Consider the following 20,654-nt stretch of genomic DNA (forward strand, 5'->3'; position numbering starts at 1 on the left):
CGGCCGGCCCGCGCCCCCGGCGCGCGCATCGCGACCGCGCGCCCCACGGCGATCAAGATCAACTCAAGTGCCGTAGCGGAACAGGGAGTTCTCGCTATGTGAACAACTCGATGCCCGTGCCCCCTATCCGCTTACGCCCCAATCGTCCACACTGCACCCACCCGAACTCCCCCCGGCATAACAAGAGCGTCACAGCCTGCCCACCGCAGCTCCCCCACCCCCCTACCTGCGCTTATAGTCACGGCCAGTCACCGCGCCGCCGGGCGCGTCCATTGCACGGCCCCTGTACCACTCAGTACGGCCCGGCGAGACACACGGCCCCCGACCCGGGAGCCGCGCCAGGGAGAGGAATGATCGTGCGACACCGTTCTCTGCTCATACTCACCACCGTGCTCACCACCGGAGCACTCACGCTTACCGCCTGCGGATCGCGCGACGACAAGGGTGACGGTGGCGACAAAGGCGGCAGCAACACCACCGTCGTCATCGGCGTCGACGCGCCCCTGACCGGCCAGAACTCCGCCACCGGCCTCGGCATCAAGTCCGGTGTGGAGATCGCCGTCAAGGACGCCAACGACAAGAAGCTCGTCCCCGGTGTCACCTTCGAGGTCAAGGCGCTCGACGACAAGGCCCTGCCGCCGACCGGTCAGCAGAACGCCTCCGAGCTCGTCGCCAACAAGGACGTGCTCGGCGTCGTCGGCCCCCTCAACTCCGGTGTCGCACAGACCATGCAGAAGGTCTTCGCCTCCGCGAACCTCGCCGAGATCTCGCCGTCCAACACGGCCCCCGAGCTCACCCAGGGCAAGAACTGGGTCTCCGGCACCAAGACCCGCCCCTTCAAGACGTACTTCCGCACCGCCATCACCGACGAGGTGCAGGGCGGATTCTCCGCCGACTACGTCTACAAGACGCTCAAGAAGAAGAAGGTCTTCGTCGTCGACGACAAGCAGACCTACGGCGCAGGCCTCGCCGGCATCTTCGCCAAGAAGTTCAAGGAGCAGGGCGGCAAGGTCGTCGCCACCGACCACGTCAACGTCGGCGACAAGGACTTCGCCACCCTCGTCACGAAGGTGAAGAACTCCGGCGCCGAACTGCTCTACTACGGCGGGCAGTACGACGAGTCGCAGGTCCTCACCAAGCAGCTCAAGGACGCCGGCGCCAAGATCCCGCTCATGGGTGGCGACGGCATGTTCACCCCGACCTACATCAAGACCGCCGGCAAGGCCGCCGAAGGCGACCTCGTCACCTCCGTCGGCGTCCCCGTCGACACCCTGCCCGCCGCCAAGGACTTCATCGACAAGTACAAGGCCGGCAAGTACAAGGGCGACTACGGCACCTACGGCGGCTACTCCTACGACGCCGCCACGGCCCTCATCAAGGCCGTCGGCAACGTCGTGAAGGACGGCAAGGTCCCGGCCGACGCCCGCCAGAAGGTCGTCGACGAGGTCCAGAAGATCAGCTTCGAGGGCATCGCAGGACCCGTCGGCTTCGACGAGTACGGCGACACCAAGAACAAGCAGCTCACCCTGTACCAAGCCACCAAGGGTGCCTGGAAGTCCGTCAAGACCGGCACGTACAACGCCAGCTGACACCACATCAGCCTGAAGCAGCACCCGGGCCGCGCGGCCACGACGACCCGTCACCGCGCGGCCCGATCTCTCTCCCCAGTCACTCTCCGCACCCACATGGAGGCCATGCGGTGCACACCCTGCCGCAACAGCTGGCCAACGGGCTGATTCTCGGCTCGATGTACGGGCTGATCGCCATCGGTTACACGATGGTGTACGGCATCGTCCAGCTCATCAACTTCGCCCACGGTGAGATCTTCATGACGGGCGGCTTCGGCGCCCTCACCACCTATCTCATCCTGCCCGACGGCATATCCATGTGGATTGCCCTCCCCCTGATGCTCATCGGAGGCGGCCTCATCGCCGTCCTCATCGCGGTGGGAGCGGAACGGTTCGCCTACCGACCACTCCGAGGCGCCCCACGCCTCGCACCCCTCATCACCGCCATCGGCCTCTCCCTCGCCCTCCAGCAGGCCGTCTTCAACTGGTACCCCGAGGCCGACAACGCCCGGAAGTTCCCCCAACTCCCCGGCGGCCCCTACAACATCACCGACAACCTCAAGATCCAGTCCGGTGAGCTCTTCGTCCTCATAGCCGCCCCCCTGTGCATGGCGGCCCTCGCCTTCTTCGTCCGCACCTCCCGCACCGGACGCGCCATGCAGGCCACCGCGCAGGACCCGGACACCGCCCAGCTCATGGGCATCGACACCAACAAGATCATCGTCATCGCCTTCGCCATCGGCGGCTTCTTCGCCGCCGTCGCCGGCGTCGCCTACGGCTTCCGCGTCGGCAGCGTCACCTACGACATGGGCTTCGTCGCCGGCCTCAAGGCCTTCACCGCCGCCGTCCTCGGCGGCATCGGCAACATCTACGGCGCCATGCTCGGCGGCCTCGTCCTCGGCCTCGCCGAAGGACTCGCCACCGCCTACATCGCCGACATCCCCGGCATGGAACAGTTCGGCGGCCAGGGCTGGGCCTCCGTATGGGCCTTCATCCTCCTCATCCTCGTCCTCCTCTTCAGGCCACAAGGCCTACTCGGAGAACGCGTCGCGGACAGGGCGTGAACGGCATGACCGACACCATCCGCGCCACCAAAGGCGCACCCGTCATCCCGCTCCCGGAGAACGCCGCCCGCCTGCTCATCGCCATCGGCGCCGTAGCCACCCTCGCCAGCACCATGCTCGCCTGGACCTGGACCGCGCAGTTCCCCGGCGACCTCACCGTCACCGGCTACCCCGCGGGCCTCCAACTCCTCACCCTCACCGGCGGCCTCCTCACCCTCCTCTACGCCCTCACCCTCTGGAACGTACGAGGACTGCGCTGGCTCAACCCCGCCCGCGCCACCAACCCCGTCCTCCTCATGGCCCTGGCCGCCTTCGCCGTCACCTGGTACACGGTCCTCGCCATCACCTTCGACCTCGGCGGCCTCGCCAACCTCGAACCCGGCGGCTACGTCGCCGCCGTCGCCTCCCTCCTCCCCGTCCTCGGCGCCCTCGGCCTGCCCCGCCCCGGCGACACCTGGAAGTCCTACTTCGCCAAGGCCGACGCCATCCCCCGCGCCACCACCGTGGCCCCCTGGGTCGAGCGCATCACCATCACCCTCTCGCTCGCCCTCGGCCTCATCGTCTTCACCTACGGCATCGGCACCCCCGACGACGAACACGGCGAGACGTTCTCGGGCTTCATGCTGCTCGTCCTGTTCGCCGCCTGGGCCCTCTTCAGCGCCGGCCTCACCGACCGCTTCGCCGGCCTCAACGCCCGCCACAAGGGCTTCGCCACCTCCATGGCGTTCCTCGCCGCGGCGATCTTCCCCTTCACCCAGTCCGAGGACCACAACGCCAACATCGGCGTCAACATCCTCATCTTCGCCACCGTCGCCCTCGGCCTCAACATCGTCGTCGGCCTCACCGGCCTCCTCGACCTCGGCTACGTCGCCTTCCTCGGCGTCGGCGCCTACGCGGCCGCCCTGGTCTCGGGCTCCGAGTACTCCCGCTTCACCGGCACCCAATTCCCGTTCTGGGCAGCCGTACTGGTCGGCATGGGCGCCTCCCTCGTCTTCGGCATCCTCATCGGCGCACCCACCCTGCGCCTGCGCGGCGACTACCTCGCCATCGTGACGCTCGGCTTCGGAGAGATCTTCCGCATCGCCGTCAACAACCTCGACGGCTCCTCCGGCCCCGACATCACCAACGGCCCCAACGGCATCGCCAACATCCCCGACCTCGAAATCTTCGGATTCAACTTCGGGAACCCGCACGACCTCGCCGGGTTCACCCTCGGCCGCTTCGCCAACTACTTCCTGCTCATGCTGATCTTCACGGCCATCGTCGTGCTGGTCTTCACCCGCGCCGCCGACTCCCGCATCGGCCGCTCCTGGGTCGCCATCCGCGAAGACGAAACAGCAGCGACAGCCATGGGAATCAACGGCTTCCGCGTCAAGCTCATCGCCTTCGCCCTCGGCGCCGCACTCGCCGGCCTCGCCGGCACCGTCAGCGCCCACGTCAGCTACTCCGTCGTCCCGACCCCCTACCAGTTCGCCGGCGCCGCACCGCCCAACTCTGCGTTCCTGCTGGCAGCAGTGGTCCTCGGCGGCATGGGAACGGTGAGCGGCCCCCTGCTCGGCGCGAGCCTGCTCTACCTCATCCCGGAGAAACTCAGCTTCCTCCAGAACTACGAACTCCTCGCCTTCGGCATCGCACTCGTCCTCCTCATGCGCTTCCGCCCCGAAGGCATCATCGCCAACCGCCGCCGCCAACTCGAATTCCACGAGACCGGCCAACTCGACATCCCCGAACAACAAAGCCTGCCCGAAGGCACCATCGGCGCCACCAAGGCGACCAAGGCAGGGGCGTGACCACCATGACGAACACCGTGCTGGAAGCCAACGGCGTCACCATGCGCTTCGGCGGCCTCACCGCCGTACGCTCCGTCGACCTCACCGTCAACGAAGGCGAGATCGTCGGCCTCATCGGCCCCAACGGCGCAGGAAAAACCACCTTCTTCAACTGCCTCACCGGCCTCTACATCCCCACCGAAGGCAAGGTCAGCTACAAGGGCACCGTCCTGCCCGCCAAACCCCACCTGGTCACCCAGGCCGGCATGGCCCGCACCTTCCAGAACATCCGCCTCTTCGCCAACATGACCGTCCTGGAGAACGTCCTCGTAGGACGCCACACCAGGACCAAAGAAGGCCTGTGGTCAGCACTCCTGCGCGGCCCCGGCTTCAAGAAGGCCGAACGCGCATCCGAGGAACGCGCCATGGAACTCCTCGAGTTCATCGGCCTGGCACACAAGAAGGACCACCTCGCCCGCAGCCTCCCCTACGGCGAACAGCGCAAGCTCGAAATCGCCCGCGCCATGGCGAGCGAACCGGGCCTGCTGCTCCTCGACGAGCCCACCGCGGGCATGAACCCCCAGGAGACCCGCGCCACCGAAGAGCTGGTCTTCGCCATCCGCGACACCGGCATCGCCGTCCTCGTCATCGAGCACGACATGCGCTTCATCTTCAACCTCTGCGACCGCGTCGCCGTCCTGGTGCAGGGAGAGAAGCTGGTGGAAGGGACGAGCGAGGTCGTCCAAGGCGACGAACGCGTCATCGCCGCCTACCTCGGCACCCCCTTCGAGGGCGCCCCCGAGGACGCCTCGCTCGAAGCGGTACAGGCCGCCGAAGCCCACGCGGAAGGAGACAACCAGTGACCGCCCTGCTGGAAGTCGAAGACCTCAAGGTCGCCTACGGCAAGATCGAAGCCGTCAAAGGAATCTCCTTCACCGTCGAAGAAGGCCAGGTCGTCACCCTCATCGGCACCAACGGCGCCGGCAAGACGACCACCCTGCGCACCCTGTCCGGGCTCCTCAAGCCCCTCAGCGGCAAGATCATGTTCAACGGACAGCCCCTCAACGGCGTCCCCGCGCACAAGATCGTCGCCATGGGCCTCGCACATTCACCGGAAGGCCGGAGAATCTTCCCCCGCCTCTCCATCGCCGAGAACCTCCAGCTCGGCGCGTTCCTCCGCAAGGACCCGGCAGGCGTCACCAAAGACCTGCAACGCGCCTACGACCTCTTCCCCATCCTGGGCGAACGACGAAAGCAGGCGGCAGGCACCCTCTCAGGCGGCGAGCAGCAAATGCTCGCCATGGGACGGGCACTGATGTCCCAACCCAAACTCCTGATGCTCGACGAGCCCTCCATGGGCCTCTCGCCCATCATGATGCAGAAGATCATGGCGACCATCGCCGAACTCAAGTCCCAGGGCACGACGATCCTCCTCGTCGAGCAGAACGCCCAGGCGGCACTCTCCCTGGCCGACCACGGCCACGTGATGGAAGTCGGCTCGATAGCCCTCTCCGGAACCGGCCAGGACCTCCTCCACGACGAATCGGTCCGCAAGGCCTACCTCGGCGAGGACTGAGTTCTTCCAGCCGCTACGCAGCTGTGGCCGCGCCCCTTTCGAGGGGCGCGGCCACAGCTGCGTACACGCACGAACCAGAAGGGTGATCAGCCCTTCGACGCCTTCTTCTCCGCGGCATCCTCGATGACCGCCTCGGCCACCTGCTGCATCGACAGACGACGATCCATCGACGTCTTCTGGATCCACCGGAACGCGGCAGGCTCCGTCAGCCCGTACTCCGTCTGCAGAATCGACTTCGCCCGGTCCACCAGCTTGCGCGTCTCCAGCCGCTGCGTGAGGTCCGCGACCTCCTGCTCCAGCGTCTTCAGCTCCGTGAACCGCGAGACCGCCATCTCGATCGCCGGCACGACATCGCTCTTGCTGAACGGCTTCACGAGATACGCCATCGCACCCGCGTCACGGGCCCGCTCGACGAGGTCACGCTGCGAGAACGCCGTCAGCATGAGAACCGGGGCGATCGACTCCTCCGCGATCTTCTCCGCCGCACTGATGCCATCCAGCTTCGGCATCTTCACATCGAGGATCACGAGGTCGGGCTTGTGCTCACGGGCCAGCTCGACCGCCTGCTCACCGTCACCGGCCTCACCCACGACGGTGTAGCCCTCTTCCTCGAGCATCTCTTTCAGGTCGAGGCGGATCAGTGCCTCGTCCTCGGCGATGACGACACGGGTCGTCAGCGGCGGGACGTGCGACTTGTCGTCGTCGGCGGCGTCAGCGGGCTGGGGCGACTCGGGGGCGGTCACGGGGGCGCTCCTTGGTTATGCAGGGCGGGGGTCTGCTGACAAGAGCCTACCTAGCTGCGGTAAGGTGATGTCGCAGTGGGTGGCCACCAACCTGGAATTCACAGGCAAGCCCCGGTAGCCCAGCGGTAGAGGCAATGGATTCAAAACCCATACAGCGTCGGTTCGAATCCGACTCGGGGTACTTTTCCTTCGATTCGAAGGTTGCCCACTGGAAGCGGATGTCCACATTCTCGTGAACATCCGCTTTTCGCTGCGCAGCGTCATGATCAGCAACGCACAGTGTCTCCATGTACGACATGGCCACACGCAAGCGGGCGCTCGCGCTGGTCGCGCAGGGCCGCAGCCTGAACTCCGTGAGCAAGGAGATCGGGATCTCGCGGGCCGCGATCCGGTCCTGGCAACTCCGCATCGAGCCCCTCCAAAACGTCACGGAGTGCCCCCGGTGCCAGGGCGAGCCGAGACCACCTGACGACACGGTGGCGTACGCGTACCTGCTCGGGCTCCACCTCGGCGACGGCTGCATCAGCCATCTGCCGAACGGCACCCATTTTTCTGCGCATCGCATGCGCCGACGCCTGGCCCGGGCTGATCGAGCTGTGCGCCGAGGCCGTGCAAGCCATCCGCCCGGACAACCAGGTCTTCCGCGTACAGCGACAGGGCTGCCAGTACGTGACCGGCTACAGCAAGCACTGGCCGTACCTCTTCCCCCAGCACGGCCCCGGCATGAAGCACACCCGCAGGATCGCGCTCGAACCCTGGCAGCAGCAGATCGTCAACGCCCACCCCTGGGAGTTCGTCCGCGGCCTGATCCATTCCGACGGATGCCGCATCACGCACTGAACGCCGGGGATCGGGCCCATGCGTGGGGGCCGCACCCTACCCGACGGGGTGCGGCCCCAACTGCGTGTGCGGGGAGGCTACTTGGGGCTGTCGTCCTCGCCGATGTGGTGGACGCGGACGAGGTTGGTGGAGCCGGAGACGCCGGGCGGGGAGCCGGCGGTGATGACGACGATGTCGCCCTTCTGGCAGCGGCCGATCTTCAGGAGTTGTTCGTCGACCTGGGAGACCATGGCGTCGGTCGAGTCGACGTGCGGGCCGAGGAAGGTCTCCACGCCCCAGGTGAGGTTGAGCTGGGAGCGGGTGGCCGCCTCGGGGGTGAAGGCGAGGAGCGGGATCGGCGAGCGGTAGCGGGAGAGGCGCTTGACCGTGTCGCCGGACTGGGTGAAGGCGACGAGGAACTTGGCGCCGAGGAAGTCGCCCATCTCCGCCGCCGCTCGGGCGACGGCGCCGCCCTGGGTGCGGGGCTTGTTGCGGTCGGTGAGCGGGGGCAGGCCCTTGGCGAGGATGTCTTCCTCGGCGGCTTCGACGATGCGGCCCATGACCTTGACGGTCTCGATGGCGTATTTGCCGACGCTGGTTTCGCCGGAGAGCATGACGGCGTCGGTGCCGTCGATGACGGCGTTGGCGACGTCGCTCGCTTCGGCCCTTGTGGGGCGGGAGTTGTCGATCATCGAGTCGAGCATTTGGGTGGCGACGATGACGGGTTTGGCGTTGCGCTTGGCGAGTTTGATGGCGCGCTTTTGGACGATCGGGACTTGTTCGAGGGGCATTTCGACGCCGAGGTCGCCGCGGGCGACCATGATGCCGTCGAATGCGGCGACGATGTCCTCGATGTTGTCGACCGCTTGGGGTTTTTCGACCTTGGCGATGACGGGGAGCCGGCGGCCTTCTTCGTTCATGATGCGGTGGACGTCTTCGATGTCGCGTCCGCTGCGGACGAAGGAGAGCGCGATGATGTCGGCTCCGGTGCGCAGGGCCCAGCGGAGGTCTGCTTCGTCCTTGCCGGAGAGGGCGGGGACGGAGACGGCGACGCCGGGGAGGTTGAGGCCTTTGTGGTCGGAGACCATGCCGCCTTCGATGACGCGGGTGCGGACGCGGGGTCCGTCGACTCCGGTGACTTCGAGGCTGACTTTGCCGTCGTCGACGAGGATGCGTTCGCCGGGGGTGACGTCGCCGGCGAGGCCGTCGTAGGTGGTGCCGCAGCGCTGGCGGTCGCCTTGGATGCCGTCTTCGACGGTGATGGTGAACTCGTCGCCGCGTTCAAGGAGTACGGGGCCTTCGCTGAAGCGGCCGAGTCGGATCTTCGGGCCTTGAAGGTCGGCGAGGATGCCGACGCTGCGGCCGGTCTCGTCGGAGGCCTTTCGCACGCGCTGGTAGCGCTCCTCGTGTTCGGCGTAGGTGCCGTGGCTGAGGTTGAAGCGGGCTACGTCCATTCCGGCTTCTACGAGTGCCTTGATCTGCTCGTACGAGTCGGTGGCGGGGCCCAAGGTACAGACGATCTTTGCTCGGCGCATGTTTCGAGCCTAGGCCCTACTGGCGGGTAGAGAATTGGCCGGGCATGACTACTCAACAACCTTTGTATGAAGGGTTATTGACAAGGAACGCTTTGTAGTCACCAAGTTTTGAATTTGCGCGCTCCCCTGCTCCGATGAGCGGATTCCGTTCGGGGCGTGGGTGGGTTCTCAGAGTGCGGGTGGGTTCATGGTGAAGCGTGCGGTGACCTCGGCGCGTACGTGTTGGCGCTGGGGTTCGAGGTCGAGGGGTGGGGCGGTGTCGTCGGCGGGTGCTCCGGCGTAGGCGGCGCGGGCCATGCCGCGGGGGCCTTCGTGCTGCATCCAGGAGTGGTCATCGGCGCCGGTGTCGGCGAGTTCGACGAGGGCGGCGAGGGTGGTGCCGAGGGCTTCGGCGTATTCGCGGGCGCGCTGGACGGCTGCGCGGACGGCTTGTCGGCGGGCCTGGGCGTGGACGGGTGAGGTGGCGCGCAGGGACCACCAGGGGCCGTCGACGCGGGTGAGGTCGAGGTCGGCGAGGCGGGTGGTGAGTTCGCCGAGGGCGGTGAAGTCGGTGAGTTCGGCGGTGATGTGGACGCTGCCGTGGTAGGTGCGGATGCGTTCGCCGCGGCCGTGTTTGGTGAATTCGGGGCTGAGGGACAGGGCGCCCGTTTCGAGGGTCTCGACGGCTTCGCCGTAGGTCTTGATGAGGTCGAGGACGCCGGTGTTGCGGCGGGTGAGGTCGTCGAGGGCGGTGCGGCGGTCGGTGCCGCGGGCGGTGACGGTGATGCCGATGCGGGCGAGTTCGGGGTCGGCTTCGAGGCGGGCTTCGCCGGTGACGGCGAGGCGGGGGGCGTGGGGGGTGCCGTATGGGGTGGCTTCGGGGGGTGTGGGCGTCATGGGCCCACTGTCTCACCGGGTGCTGACGGGGGCGGTCATCTGATCGCAACCTGTGGGGGGTGTTGCGTGTGGGGGGGTTGGCGCCAGAATCCTGGGATCTACGCGCGTTGCCCGTGGGTTGGTCTCATCAGTTGTGCCGTGAGGAGTGCAGTGATGCCGTTGAACCGCAGAAGGTTTCTGGGTCGGTCCGCCGCGACGGGTGTGGGGGTGGCCCTGACCGGCGCCGTGGCCGCGCCGGCCGCCGAGGCCGCGGTACGGGGGCGCGGGCCGGGGAAGTCCAAGCGGTATTCCTTCACCGTGATGGGCACGACCGATCTGCACGGTCATGTCTTCAACTGGGACTACTACAAGGATGCCGCGTACGCGGACGAGGCGGGCAACGCGCAGGGGCTGTCGCGGATCTCGACGCTGGTGCGGCAGGTGCGCGAGGAGAAGGGCCGGGGGAACACGCTGCTGATCGACGCGGGTGACACGATCCAGGGCACGCCGCTGACGTACTACTACGCGCGCGTGGAGCCGATCACCGCGGCGGACGGTCCGGTGCATCCGATGGCGCAGGCGATGAACGCGATCGGCTACGACGCGGCGGCGCTCGGCAACCACGAGTTCAACTACGGCATCGACACGCTGCGGAAGTTCGAGTCGCAGTTGATGTTCCCGCTGCTCGGTGCGAACGCGGTGGACGCGAAGACGGAGAAGCCGGCGTTCCGGCCGTACGTCATCAAAAAGCTGCGTACGCCGCACGGCAGGGACGTGAAGGTGGCGATCCTGGGGCTGACGAATCCGGGGATCGCGATCTGGGACAAGGCGTACGTGCAGGGTGTGCTGAAGTTCCCCGGTATCGAGGAGCAGGCCGCGCTGTGGGTGCCGAAGCTGCGTTCGATGGGGGCGGACGTGGTGATCGTGTCGGCGCACACGGGGGCGTCGGGTACGTCGTCGTGGGGCGATCAGTTGCCGTACGTGGAGAACGCGGCGGCGAACGTGGCGAGGTCGGTGCCGGGGATCGACGCGATTCTCGTCGGGCACGCGCACGTGGAGATCGAGCAGCAGCTGGTGACGAACGAGGAGACGGGCAAGACGGTGGTTCTCGCGGAGCCGTTGTGCTTCGCGGAGCGGCTCGCGCTGTTCGACTTCGAGGTGGAGTGGGAGAAGGGGCGCTGGTCGGTGGCGTCGGTGTCGTCGACGTTGCTCAACACGAATGCGGTGGCCGACGATCCGAAGATCACGAAGCTGCTGCGGGACGAGCACGCGCTGGTCGTGAAGTACGTGAACCAGGTGGTGGGTCGGGCGACGACGACGCTGACCACGGTGGATGCCCGCTACAAGGACGCGCCGATCATCGATCTGATCAACAAGGTGCAGGCCGATGTGGTGACTCAGGCGCTGAAGTCGACCGAGTACGCGTCGCTTCCGGTGCTGTCGCAGGCCTCGCCGTTCTCGCGTACGTCGCAGATCCCGGCCGGTGACGTGACGATCCGTGATCTGTCCGGCCTGTACGTGTACGACAACACGCTGGTGGCGAAGTTGATGACGGGGGCGCAGGTGCGGGCGTACCTGGAGTTCTCGGCGGAGTACTACGTGCAGACGGCGGCGGACGCGGTGGTGGACGTCGACAAGATCACGAACGCGGGTGACCGGCCGGACTACAACTACGACTACGTGTTGGGGGTTTCGTACGACATCGACATCGCGCAGCCGGCGGGGTCGCGGATCAAGAACCTGAAGTTCGAGGGTGCGGATCTGGACGATGCGGCGCGGTTCGTGTTCGCGGTGAACAACTACCGGGCGAACGGTGGCGGTGCGTTCCCGGGGGTGGCGACGGCGCAGGAGTTGTGGTCGGAGTCGACGGAGATCCGGACGCGGATCGCGGAGTGGGTGACGGCGAAGGGCGTCCTCGACCCGGCCGATTTCGCGTCGGTGGACTGGCGGTTGACGCGGGACGGGACGCCGGTGTTCTAGCGCGTGAGCCGGTAGGGCCTGTCTTGGGGTCCCCCCCAGACAGGCCCTAGCCCTGGAGTTTGACCATGGTGCCGCGCTCCCCTGCCTGGTGTCCGGGCCGGGGGGCGCGGCTTTCGTGTCCGGTGAGGCCGAAGGTGGTGAAGGCGGTGCGCTGCGGCTGGGGGTAGGGGTCCTTGCCGGTCAGGGTGTTGAGGATGGTGGCGCTGCGCCAGGCGGCGAGGCCGAGGTCGGGGGCGCCGACGCCGTGGGTGTGGCGTTCGGCGTTCTGTACGTAGACGGAGCCTTGTACGGAGGGGTCGAGGACGAGGCGGAACTGTTCGTCGATGCGGGGGCGTTCGGCGCTGTCGCGGCGGATGTAGGGGTCGAGGCCGGCGAGGAGTTGGCCGAGGGGGCGCTCCTTGTAGCCGGTGGCGAGGACGACGGCGTCGGTGGTGAGGCGGGAGCGGGTGCCCTGGCCGCGGTGCTCCAGGTGGAGTTCGATCTTGGTGGTGGCGACGCGGCCCGCGGTGCGGACGCTGACGCCGGGGGTGAGGGTGGCGTCGGGCCAGCCGCCGTGCAGGGTGCGCTGGTAGAGCTCGTCGTGGAGGGCGGCGATGGTGTCGGCGTCGATGCCCTTGTGGAGTTGCCATTGGGCGGGGACGAGGCGGTCGCGCTCGGCTTCGGGGAGCCCGTGGAAGTAGTGGGTGTAGTCGGGCGTGAAGTGTTCGAGGCCGAGCTTGCTGTACTCCATGGGTGCGAACGCTTCGGTGCGGGCGAGCCAGTGGAGCTTCTCGTGGCCTGCGGGGCGGTTCCTGAGGAGGTCGAGGAAGATCTCGGCGCCGGACTGGCCGCTGCCGATGACGGTGATGTGGTCGGCGGCGAGCAGGCGGGCGCGGTGGGTGAGGTAGTCGGCGGAGTGGATGACGGGGACGGTGGGGGCGTCGGCGAGGGGCTTGAGCGGTTCGGGGACGTAGGGCGCGGTGCCGACGCCGAGGGCGATGTTCTTGGTGTAGGTGCGGCCGAGCGCTTCGGCTTCTCCGTCGGTGTCGAGCTGGGTGAAGTCGACTTCGAACAGGGTGCGTTCGGGGTTCCAGCGGACGGCGTCGACCTGGTGGGAGAAGTGGAGTCCGGGGAGGTTCTCGCTGACCCAGCGGCAGTAGGCGTCGTACTCGGTGCGCTGGATGTGGAAGCGCTCGGCGAAGTAGAAGGGGAAGAGGCGTTCGCGGGTCTTGAGGTAGTTGAGGAAGGTCCAGTTGCTGGTGGGGTCGGCGAGGGTCACCAGGTCGGCGAGGAACGGGACTTGGAGGGTGGCGCCGTCGATGAGCAGGCCGGGGTGCCAGTGGAAGGCGGGGCTCTGTTCGTAGAAGGCGGTGTCGAGTTCGGTGAGGGGGTGCGCGAGGGCGGCGAGGGAGAGGTTGAAGGGGCCGATGCCGATGCCGACGAGGTCGCGGGGTGCTTCGGTGGGCGGGGCGGGGTGCGGGGCGCTCATCGGGGGGTGTGTCCTTCCACCAGTTTCAGGAGGGCTTCGAGGTCGGCGGGTTGGGCGTGGGGGTTGAGCAGGGTGGCCTTGAGCCAGAGCCGTCCGTCGTCGGTGCGGGCGCGGCCGAGGACGGCGCGGCCTTCGGTGAGCAGGTTCCGGCGGATCGCGGCGAGGCGTGCGTCGCTCGCGCCGGTGGGCCGGAACAGGACGGTGGACAGGGTGGGGGTGTCGTACAGCTCGAATGCGGGGTGTACGTCGATGAGCCGGGCCAAGTGGTGGGCGAGGGCGACGACGTGGTCGGTGAGGGCGGCGAGTCCGGTGCGGCCGAGGGCTTTGAGGGTGACGGCGATCTTGAGGATGTCGGGGCGGCGGGTGGTGCGCAGGGAGCGGCCGAGGAGGTCGGGCAGGCCCGCTTCGGTGTCGTCGTCGGCGTTGAGGTAGTCGGCCTGGCAGGTGAGGGCGTGGACGTCGGCCTTGTCGCGTACGGCGAGGAGGCCTGCGGCGACGGGCTGCCAGCCGAGTTTGTGCAGGTCCAGGGTGATGGTGTGGGCGCGGGTGAGGCCGTCGAGCTTGGCGCGGTGGCGGGCGCTGAACAGCAGGCCCGCTCCGTAGGCGGCGTCGACGTGGAGGCGGGCGCCGTGTCGTTCGCAGACGTCGGCGATCTCGGGGAGCGGGTCGATGAGGCCGGCGTCGGTGGTGCCCGCGGTGGCGGCGACGAGTTGGGGGCCCGGCAGGTCGGTGAGTGCCTCGTCGAGGGCGGCCGGGTCGAGGGTGCCGTTGGGGGCGGGCACGGTGAGGGGGTCGGGCAGGCCGAGGAGCCAGGCGGCGCGGGGCAGGCTGTGGTGGGCGTTGGCGCCGACGAGGAGCCGGACGGGGGCGGGGTGGCGGTTCGTCTCCCGGGCGAGGAGGACGGCGAGTTGGTTGGCTTCGGTGCCGCCGGTGGTGACGAGGGCGTCGGCGTCGGCGTGTGCGCCGTAGGTCTCGCGGGCGAGGGTGGTGGTCAGGAGGTCTTCGAGGGTGGAGGCGGCGGGGGCCTGGTCCCAGGAGTCCATGGAGGGGTTGAGGGCGCTCGCGGCGAGGTCGGCCGCGGTGGCGACGGCGAGCGGCGGGCAGTGCAGGTGGGCGGCGCACAGGGGGTCGGCGGGGTCGGCGGCGCCTTCGGTGAGGGCGGTGACGAGGGTGCGCAGGGCGTCGTCGGCGCCGGTGCCGTGCTCGGGGAGCAGGGTGCCTGCCTGGTCGCGGAGTCGGGCGGCGACGGTGTCGGGGCCGCCGGCGGGGAGGGGGCCGCCGCGGCGGGTGGCGCCTTCGTGGAGGGCGTCGAGGACGGTGCTGAGCAGGGGCCGCAGGGCGTCGGGGCCCTGGGTGCCTCCGGCGAGGGGCGGCAGGGTGCTCATGTGCGGGTCCTTCGGGTGCGTGGCCGGTGGGCTGCCGTGCGGCGGCCGTGGTGCACCAGTCTTGGACCTTCGGGAAGGGGGCCCTCGGGGATTGCGGCAGGAAGACCCGAAAGGGGTATTCGTGTGCGGGGAAAGCCAGTTGGTGGTGTATAAGCGCGGTGGCGTGCGGGGCGCGGCGGTGGTTGCCGCGCCCCGGGGTGTGCGGCTCAGGCCTGCGCCTGGCGTACCTTCAATGCCCTTGCGAGGTCGTCGAGTTGGTCGGCGAGCTTGCGGCGCAGGGCCGGGGTGGGCGCGCCGTCGGTGAGGGTCTGTTCGCCGAGGCGGAGGGTGTCGGTGTCGATGGTGTACGCGGGGAACGCGTAGCGTCCGACGGCTTCGGCGATGGCGGGGCCGCGGCGGTCGGCGAGGGTGCGGGCGTCGGTGAAGTAGCGGGGTACGTAGCGGCGCAGCAGGTCGGTCTGTTCGGGCTGCCAGAAGCCTTGGGCGGTGGCGGTGAACAGGTAGTTGGACAGGTCGTGGTCGGGGTCGGTGGTGAACATCGCGTCCCAGGCGGCCGCCTTGGCCTGGGGGTCGGGCAGGGCGGCGCGGCAGCGGGCGGCGCCTTCCTGTCCGGTGGCGCTGGGGTCGTGGGCGAGTTCGGCTTCGATGACGGCTTCGTCGACGGTGCCGAGGACGCTGAGGCGGCCGAGGATGCGCCAGCGCAGTTCGGGGTCGAGGTCGGGGCCGCCGGGGACGGCGCCGGAGTCGAGCCAGCCGCGGATGACGTCGGCGTGCCGGGCGGCGTCGATGAGGTGGCGCACGGCGGTCAGGCGCAGGCCGGGGTTGCTGCCGTCCTCGGTGCGGCGGATGAGGTCCTCGCACAGGGTGGTGAGCAGGTCGAGGGCGGCGGGGCGGTCGGCGGGGGTGCTGTAGCGGTCGGCGACCTGGGTGTGGGCGAAGGTGAGGACGCCCTGGACGAGGGCGAGGTCGCTCTCCTTCGCGAGGTGGGCGCCGACGGTCTGCAGGTAGGCGGTGGGCGCCAGTTGGCCGTCGCGGACCATGTCGCGCAGCGTGTTCCACAGGACGGCGCGGGTGAGCGGGTCGGGGATGCCGGACAGTCCGCGCAGGGCGGCCTCTTCGGAGGCGGTGTCGAGGCGGACCTTGGCGTAGGTGAGGTCCTGGTCGTTGGGGACGATCAGGGCGGGGCGGGGTCCGGTGAGGGGGTGGGGGTCGCCGGGCACGTCGAGGTCGAGGCGTTCGCGCAGGACGAAGGCGTGGCCGTCGGCGGGGTCGCGGTCGTAGAGGCCGACGGCGATGCGGTGGGGGCGGCTGCCGGTGCGCGCGACGGTGAGGGCCTGCTCGCCGGGGGCGCCGGCGGCTTCGGTGAGCTGTCCGGTGAGGGTGTCGACGCCGGTGGTGCGCAGCCAGGTGTCGGCCCAGGCGTGGACGTCGCGGTCGGTGCCGGATGCTCCTGCGGCGAGGCTGTCGATGAAGTCGGCGAGGGTGGCGTTGGCGAACTTGTGGCGTTTGAAGTGGGTGTTGATGCTGGCGAGGAAGTCCTTCTCGCCGAGCCAGGTCACCAGCTGCCGTAGAGCGGAGGCGCCCTTGGCGTAGGAGATGCCGTCGAAGTTGAGGAGTGCGGAGGCGGTGTCCTCGACGGCCTCGGGGGCGACGGGGTGGGTGGAGGGGCGCTGGTCGGCGTCGTAGCCCCAGGCCTTGCGGGCGACGCCGAAGTCGACCCAGGTGTCGGTGAAGCGGGTGGCTTCGGTGAGGGTCTGGTAGCCCATGTACTCGGCGAACGACTCGTTGAGCCAGATGTCGTCCCACCACTTGAGGGTGACCAGGTCGCCGAACCACATGTGGGCCATTTCGTGGGCGATGACCATGGCGCGGGTCTGGCGTTCGGTGTCGGTGACGGCGGAGCGGTAGACGAACTCGTCGCGGAAGGTGACGAGTCCGGGGTTCTCCATGGCGCCGGCGTTGAACTCGGGGACGAAGGCCTGGTCGTAGGAGTCGAACGGGTAGGGCTCGTCGAACTTCTCGTGGTAGCGGTCGAAGCACGCGCGCGTGGCGTCGAGGATCTCGTCGGCGTCGGCGTCCAGGTAGGGCGCCAGCGAGCGGCGGCAGTGGAGGCCGAAGGGCAGGCCGCGGTGTTCGGTGCGCACCGAGTGCCAGGGGCCGGCGGCGACGGCGACGAGGTACGTGGACAGGAGCGGGGTGGTGGCGGCCTGCCACCTGCCCTCCCCCAGGTGTTCGGTGACGCCGTTGGCGAGGACGGTCCAGCCGTCGGGGGCGGTGACGGTGAGGTCGAAGACGGCCTTCAGGTCGGGCTGGTCGAAGGCGGCGAAGACGCGCTGGATGTCGTCCATGAACAGCTGCGTGTAGACGTACGTCTCGCCGTCGGTGGGGTCGGTGAAGCGGTGCATGCCCTCGCCGGTGTGCGAGTAGCGCATGGCGGTGTCGAAGCGCAGCTCGTGGGGGCCGGCGGTGAGTCCGGTCAGCGGCAGCCGGTCGCCGTCGAGGGTGGTGGGGTCGAGGGGGAGTCCGTCGAGGGTGACGGAGCGCAGCTCGGCGGGCTTGAGCTCGACGAAGGTGTCTCCGGCGGCGCGTGCGGTGAACCGGATCGCGGTGCGGGAGTCGAAGGTGTCGGCGCCGCGGGTGAGGTCGAGGTCGACGGTGTACTGCTGGACGTCGATGAGCCGGGCTCGGGTCTGCGCTTCGTCGCGCGTCAGTACGGACATGGGGTCATGCTGCCTGATGGCACGGACACGGTGCCACAGTGATCCGTAGTCGCGGAGCGCGGCGGCCGGGACGAGGAGGCGGTGGGCGTGGGGATACGCAGGGGGCGGCACCCCGGGTCGTCGCGGGGGACGGAGGTGCCGCACCGGCGGCGTTCGGCGGGGCGCGTGGTCCTGTGGGGCTGTGGCGCGGTGGTGGCGCTGCTGGTGCTGGCCTTCGTCGCCATGATGGTGGGGTTCGTCTGGGTCATGGGCGAGAACCACCGCAAGATGTTCGGCGGCTGAGCCCCGCGGTCACTTCTTGGTGTTCTCCGCGATCTGCTCGTGGTGGCGGATGACCTCGGAAATGATGAAGGTGAGGAACTTCTCGGCGAACGCGGGGTCGAGTTTGGCGTTCTCGGCGAGCTGGCGCAGCCGCGCGATCTGCCGGGACTCGCGGGCCGGGTCGGCCGGGGGCAGGTCGTGGTGGGCCTTGAGGTGGCCGACCTGCTGGGTGCATTTGAAGCGTTCGGCGAGCATGTGGACGACGGCGGCGTCGATGTTGTCGATGCTGTCGCGCAGGCGGCCGAGCTCGGCGACCACGGCCGGGTCCACGGTCGGACCGGCCTGGCCGGTGGGCTGCGCCTGGGGATTGCTGGTGGTCATGACGGGTCAGCCTACGTGGAGCATGGGTGGGTCGTCGGGGTCGGGGATCTTGTCGGACCAGCCGCCGGGTACGGCGCGGCCCTGTTGTTCGCGGAAGCGGACGGGGGCGGTGCCGACGCGGCGGGTGAACAGGCGGGAGAAGTAGGCGGGGTCGTCGTAGCCGACGCGGCGGGCGACGGCGGCGACGGGCAGTTCGGTGGCGGCGAGGAGTTCCTTGGCGCGGCCCAGGCGGATGCCGAGGAGGTAGTCCTTGGGGCTGCAGCCCGCGCCTCTGCGGACGGCGGTGCGCAGTTCGGCGGGGGTCATGCCGTGCCGGGCGGCGTGTTCGGCGACGGACAGCGGCTGGAAGGCGTCGCGGGCGAGGGCCTGCAGGACGGGGTCGCCGTCGGGGGCCATGTCGGCGCGGGCGCGGCGCAGGGCGACGAGGAGTTCGTGGACGGCGGCGCCCGTCTCGACCTCCAGGAGGGGGTTGCCGCGGCGGGCGGCGCGGGCGATGCGGCCGACGGCGGCGCGGGCCTGCGCGGCGTCGGAGAGCGGTACGAGGGGCCGGTCGGGTTCGATGTAGCCGAGTTCGGTGTAGGTGGCGGTGGCGGGTCCGGTGAAGTCGACGAAGCACTCGTCCCAGCCGTGGTCGGGGTCGGCTCCGTAGTGGTGGGGGCTGCCCGGGGTGAGCCAGAGGAGGGCGGGTGCGGTGACGGGGGTGCGGTGGCCGTCGGCGGCCTGGAACCAGCCGCTGCCCGCGGTCACGACGACGGCGACGTGGTGGTCGAGGGTGCGGGGTCCGACGGCCGGCAGCAGTCCGTGCTGGAGTCCGACGCCGAGGCAGACGAGGCCGAGGCGGTGGTGGACCGGGCTGGGTGTGAAGTACCGCATCCAGGTGTGGTACGTGGACATGTGTCCCCTCCCGTGGTGTTTCGTGCGGGCGTCCCCGTCCAACATCAGCCGATCTTTGTCCATGGACCCGCTCGCCCGCCAGAGGTGAAAGTGGCGGCCGGTGGGCGAGGCGCCTTCCAGGCACAGAGGAGCACGTAATGGCCGAGTTCAGGGTGGGCGAGGACGATTTCGAGGTGGACGGTCGGCCGGTGCGGCTGCTGTCAGGCGCCTTGCACTACTTCCGGGTCCACGAGGAGCAGTGGGCGCATCGGCTGCGGATGCTGCGGGCGATGGGGCTGAACTGTGTGGAGACGTACGTTCCGTGGAACCTGCACGAGCCGCGGCCGGGTGAGCTGCACGACGTGGCGGCGGTGGGCCGCTTCCTCGACGCGGCGCGGGAGGCGGGGCTGTGGGTCATCGTCCGGCCGGGGCCCTACATGTGTGCCGAGTGGGAGAACGGGGGGCTGCCGCACTGGGTGACGGGGCCGCTGGGAGCGCGGATCCGTACCAGGGACGCGGAGTTCGTGTCGTCGGTGGAGCGCTGGTTCCGGGTGCTGTTGCCGCACATCACGCGGCGGCAGATCGACCGGGGCGGCCCGGTGATCATGGTGCAGGTGGAGAACGAGTACGGCAGTTACGGCTCGGACGGTCTCTACTTGCGGGCTCTTGCGGACCTTCTTGTCGAACTGGGTGTGAGCGTGCCGCTGTTCACGTCGGACGGGCCCGAGGACCACATGCTGACGGGTGGTTCGGTGCCGGGCGTCCTGGCGACGGCGAATTTCGGCTCCCGCGCGCGCGAGGGCTTCGCGACGCTGCGCAGGCACCGCCCCAAGGGTCCGCTGATGTGCATGGAGTTCTGGTGCGGCTGGTTCGACCACTGGGGCGCCGAGCAGGTGCGGCGGGACCCGCAGGACGCGGCCGAGGCGCTGCGGGAGATCCTGGAGTGCGGGGCGTCGGTGAATCTGTACATGGCGCACGGCGGGACGAGCTTCGGGGGCTGGGCGGGCGCGAACCGGGCCGGTGAGCTGCACGACGGTGCGCTCCAGCCGGACGTGACGTCGTACGACTACGACGCGCCGGTCGACGAACGGGGCCGCCCCACCGAGAAGTTCTGGCTGTTCCGGGAGATCCTCGGCCGGTACGCGGACGGGCCGCTGCCCGAGGTGCCCGAGCCGCAGGCGGCGCTGGCGGCGCCGGTCACGGCCGAGCTGACCGCGTTCACGCCGCTGGAGGGGGTGCTGGAGGCGCTGGGCGGTCCGGAGTCGGAGCACGCGACGGCGCCGTCGTTCGAGGAACTGGACGTGGACCGTGGTCTGGTGCGGTACGCGGTGACGGTGCCGGGGCCGCGGGCGCCGTATCCGCTGCGGGCGAGCGGGCTGCGGGACGTCGCGGTCGTGTACGTCGACGGGGAGCGGGCCGGGGTGCTCACGGAGGAGGAGCCGGTCCTCGGGGAGCCGGTGGCCGGGCACGCGCGCGTGGAGCTGTGGGTGGAGTCGCTCGGCCGGGTCAACTACGGGCCGCGTACGGGCGAGCCGAAGGGGATCACGGGCGGTCTGCTGCACGAGCGGCAGTACCTGCACGGGGTGCGGGCGCGGGGGCTGCGGCTGGACGCGTTCGCGCCGCAGCGGGTCGCGTCGCTGCCGTGGGGGCGGGCCGG

General features: G+C 69.2%; 16 protein-coding genes, 1 tRNA gene and 1 pseudogene. 10 read left to right on the plus strand and 8 right to left on the minus strand.

The genetic code is table 11. The annotated features are described in order from the left end of the window. Positions 1-350 precede the first annotated feature (350 nt). The 5 genes from G3I40_RS07640 (at position 351) to G3I40_RS07660 (ending at position 5,977) form a co-directional block, all read left to right on the plus strand. Positions 351-1,589 (plus strand): branched-chain amino acid ABC transporter substrate-binding protein, encoded by a 1,239-nt coding sequence (locus G3I40_RS07640; RefSeq protein WP_203643622.1) that lies wholly within the window; start codon positions 351-353, stop codon positions 1,587-1,589. A 110-nt stretch (positions 1,590-1,699) separates the two neighbouring features. Continuing rightward, complete coding sequence (locus G3I40_RS07645) at positions 1,700-2,632, plus strand: branched-chain amino acid ABC transporter permease (protein ID WP_164301398.1); 933 nt, start codon at positions 1,700-1,702, stop codon at positions 2,630-2,632. A 5-nt stretch (positions 2,633-2,637) separates the two neighbouring features. Continuing rightward, on the plus strand, positions 2,638-4,422 hold the full coding sequence (locus G3I40_RS07650) for a branched-chain amino acid ABC transporter permease (protein ID WP_164301399.1): 1,785 nt from the start codon (positions 2,638-2,640) through the stop codon (positions 4,420-4,422). Between the two features lie 5 nt (positions 4,423-4,427). Next, positions 4,428-5,264 carry an ABC transporter ATP-binding protein gene (locus G3I40_RS07655; protein WP_164301413.1) on the plus strand — a complete coding sequence of 279 codons (837 nt, stop codon included), beginning with the start codon at positions 4,428-4,430 and terminating at the stop codon, positions 5,262-5,264. Next, a complete protein-coding gene (locus tag G3I40_RS07660) occupies positions 5,261-5,977 on the plus strand; it encodes an ABC transporter ATP-binding protein (RefSeq protein ID WP_164301400.1) in 717 nt (238 codons plus the stop codon). The genes G3I40_RS07655 and G3I40_RS07660 overlap by 4 nt, the downstream gene beginning before the upstream one ends. A gap of 86 nt (positions 5,978-6,063) precedes the next feature. On the opposite strand, the gene G3I40_RS07665 is transcribed toward G3I40_RS07660, so the two are convergent. Beyond that, positions 6,064-6,720 (minus strand): response regulator, encoded by a 657-nt coding sequence (locus G3I40_RS07665; protein WP_164301401.1) that lies wholly within the window; start codon positions 6,718-6,720, stop codon positions 6,064-6,066. 108 nt (positions 6,721-6,828) lie between these two features. Here G3I40_RS07665 and G3I40_RS07670 point away from each other — a divergent pair. Together G3I40_RS07670 and G3I40_RS07675 are read left to right on the plus strand one after the other, a co-directional pair. Next, positions 6,829-6,901, plus strand: a tRNA-Leu gene (locus tag G3I40_RS07670). Positions 6,902-7,007: 106 nt separating this feature from the next. Then, positions 7,008-7,557: pseudogene (locus G3I40_RS07675) on the plus strand (helix-turn-helix domain-containing protein); the annotation flags it as partial. Positions 7,558-7,637: 80 nt separating this feature from the next. On the opposite strand, the gene pyk reads toward G3I40_RS07675, so the two are convergent. After that, positions 7,638-9,074: a pyruvate kinase gene (gene pyk / locus G3I40_RS07680; protein ID WP_164301402.1), complete on the minus strand. Its 1,437-nt coding sequence runs from the start codon at positions 9,072-9,074 to the stop codon at positions 7,638-7,640. 168 nt (positions 9,075-9,242) lie between these two features. Further along, positions 9,243-9,950 carry an SIMPL domain-containing protein gene (locus G3I40_RS07685; RefSeq protein ID WP_164301403.1) on the minus strand — a complete coding sequence of 236 codons (708 nt, stop codon included), beginning with the start codon at positions 9,948-9,950 and terminating at the stop codon, positions 9,243-9,245. 153 nt (positions 9,951-10,103) lie between these two features. On the opposite strand from G3I40_RS07685, the gene G3I40_RS07690 reads away from it, so the two are divergent. Next, positions 10,104-11,909 carry a 5'-nucleotidase C-terminal domain-containing protein gene (locus G3I40_RS07690; RefSeq protein WP_164301404.1) on the plus strand — a complete coding sequence of 602 codons (1,806 nt, stop codon included), beginning with the start codon at positions 10,104-10,106 and terminating at the stop codon, positions 11,907-11,909. Positions 11,910-11,955: 46 nt separating this feature from the next. Here the strand turns inward: G3I40_RS07690 and G3I40_RS07695 are convergent, their stop codons facing one another. The 3 genes from G3I40_RS07695 to pepN form a co-directional block, all read right to left on the minus strand. Further along, the gene (locus tag G3I40_RS07695) at positions 11,956-13,377 is read right to left on the minus strand and encodes a SidA/IucD/PvdA family monooxygenase (RefSeq protein WP_164301405.1); all 1,422 of its coding nucleotides are present in this window, start codon (positions 13,375-13,377) and stop codon (positions 11,956-11,958) included. Next, positions 13,374-14,762, minus strand: a complete 1,389-nt coding sequence (locus G3I40_RS07700) for an aminotransferase class V-fold PLP-dependent enzyme (RefSeq protein WP_164301406.1) — start codon at positions 14,760-14,762, stop codon at positions 13,374-13,376. The genes G3I40_RS07695 and G3I40_RS07700 overlap by 4 nt, the downstream gene beginning before the upstream one ends. 206 nt (positions 14,763-14,968) lie before the next feature. Beyond that, entirely contained in the window at positions 14,969-17,482 is a 2,514-nt protein-coding gene (gene pepN, locus G3I40_RS07705) for an aminopeptidase N (protein ID WP_164301407.1), read from the minus strand. Between the two features lie 87 nt (positions 17,483-17,569). Here pepN and G3I40_RS07710 point away from each other — a divergent pair, with 87 nt between their 5' ends. Further along, on the plus strand, positions 17,570-17,764 hold the full coding sequence (locus G3I40_RS07710) for a hypothetical protein (RefSeq protein WP_164301408.1): 195 nt from the start codon (positions 17,570-17,572) through the stop codon (positions 17,762-17,764). 9 nt (positions 17,765-17,773) lie between these two features. Here the strand turns inward: G3I40_RS07710 and G3I40_RS07715 are convergent, their stop codons facing one another. Beyond that, positions 17,774-18,124 carry a chorismate mutase gene (locus G3I40_RS07715; protein ID WP_164301409.1) on the minus strand — a complete coding sequence of 117 codons (351 nt, stop codon included), beginning with the start codon at positions 18,122-18,124 and terminating at the stop codon, positions 17,774-17,776. Positions 18,125-18,130: 6 nt separating this feature from the next. Beyond that, positions 18,131-19,018, minus strand: a complete 888-nt coding sequence (locus G3I40_RS07720; RefSeq protein WP_164301410.1) for an AraC family transcriptional regulator — start codon at positions 19,016-19,018, stop codon at positions 18,131-18,133. Positions 19,019-19,155: 137 nt separating this feature from the next. On the opposite strand from G3I40_RS07720, the gene G3I40_RS07725 reads away from it, so the two are divergent. Next, positions 19,156-20,654: beta-galactosidase family protein (locus tag G3I40_RS07725; RefSeq protein WP_164301411.1), on the plus strand; the 1,499-nt coding region annotated here is incomplete at its 3' end.

The sequence above is a fragment of the Streptomyces sp. SID14478 genome, assembly GCF_010548525.1.
In the GTDB taxonomy this organism is placed as follows: domain Bacteria; phylum Actinomycetota; class Actinomycetes; order Streptomycetales; family Streptomycetaceae; genus Streptomyces.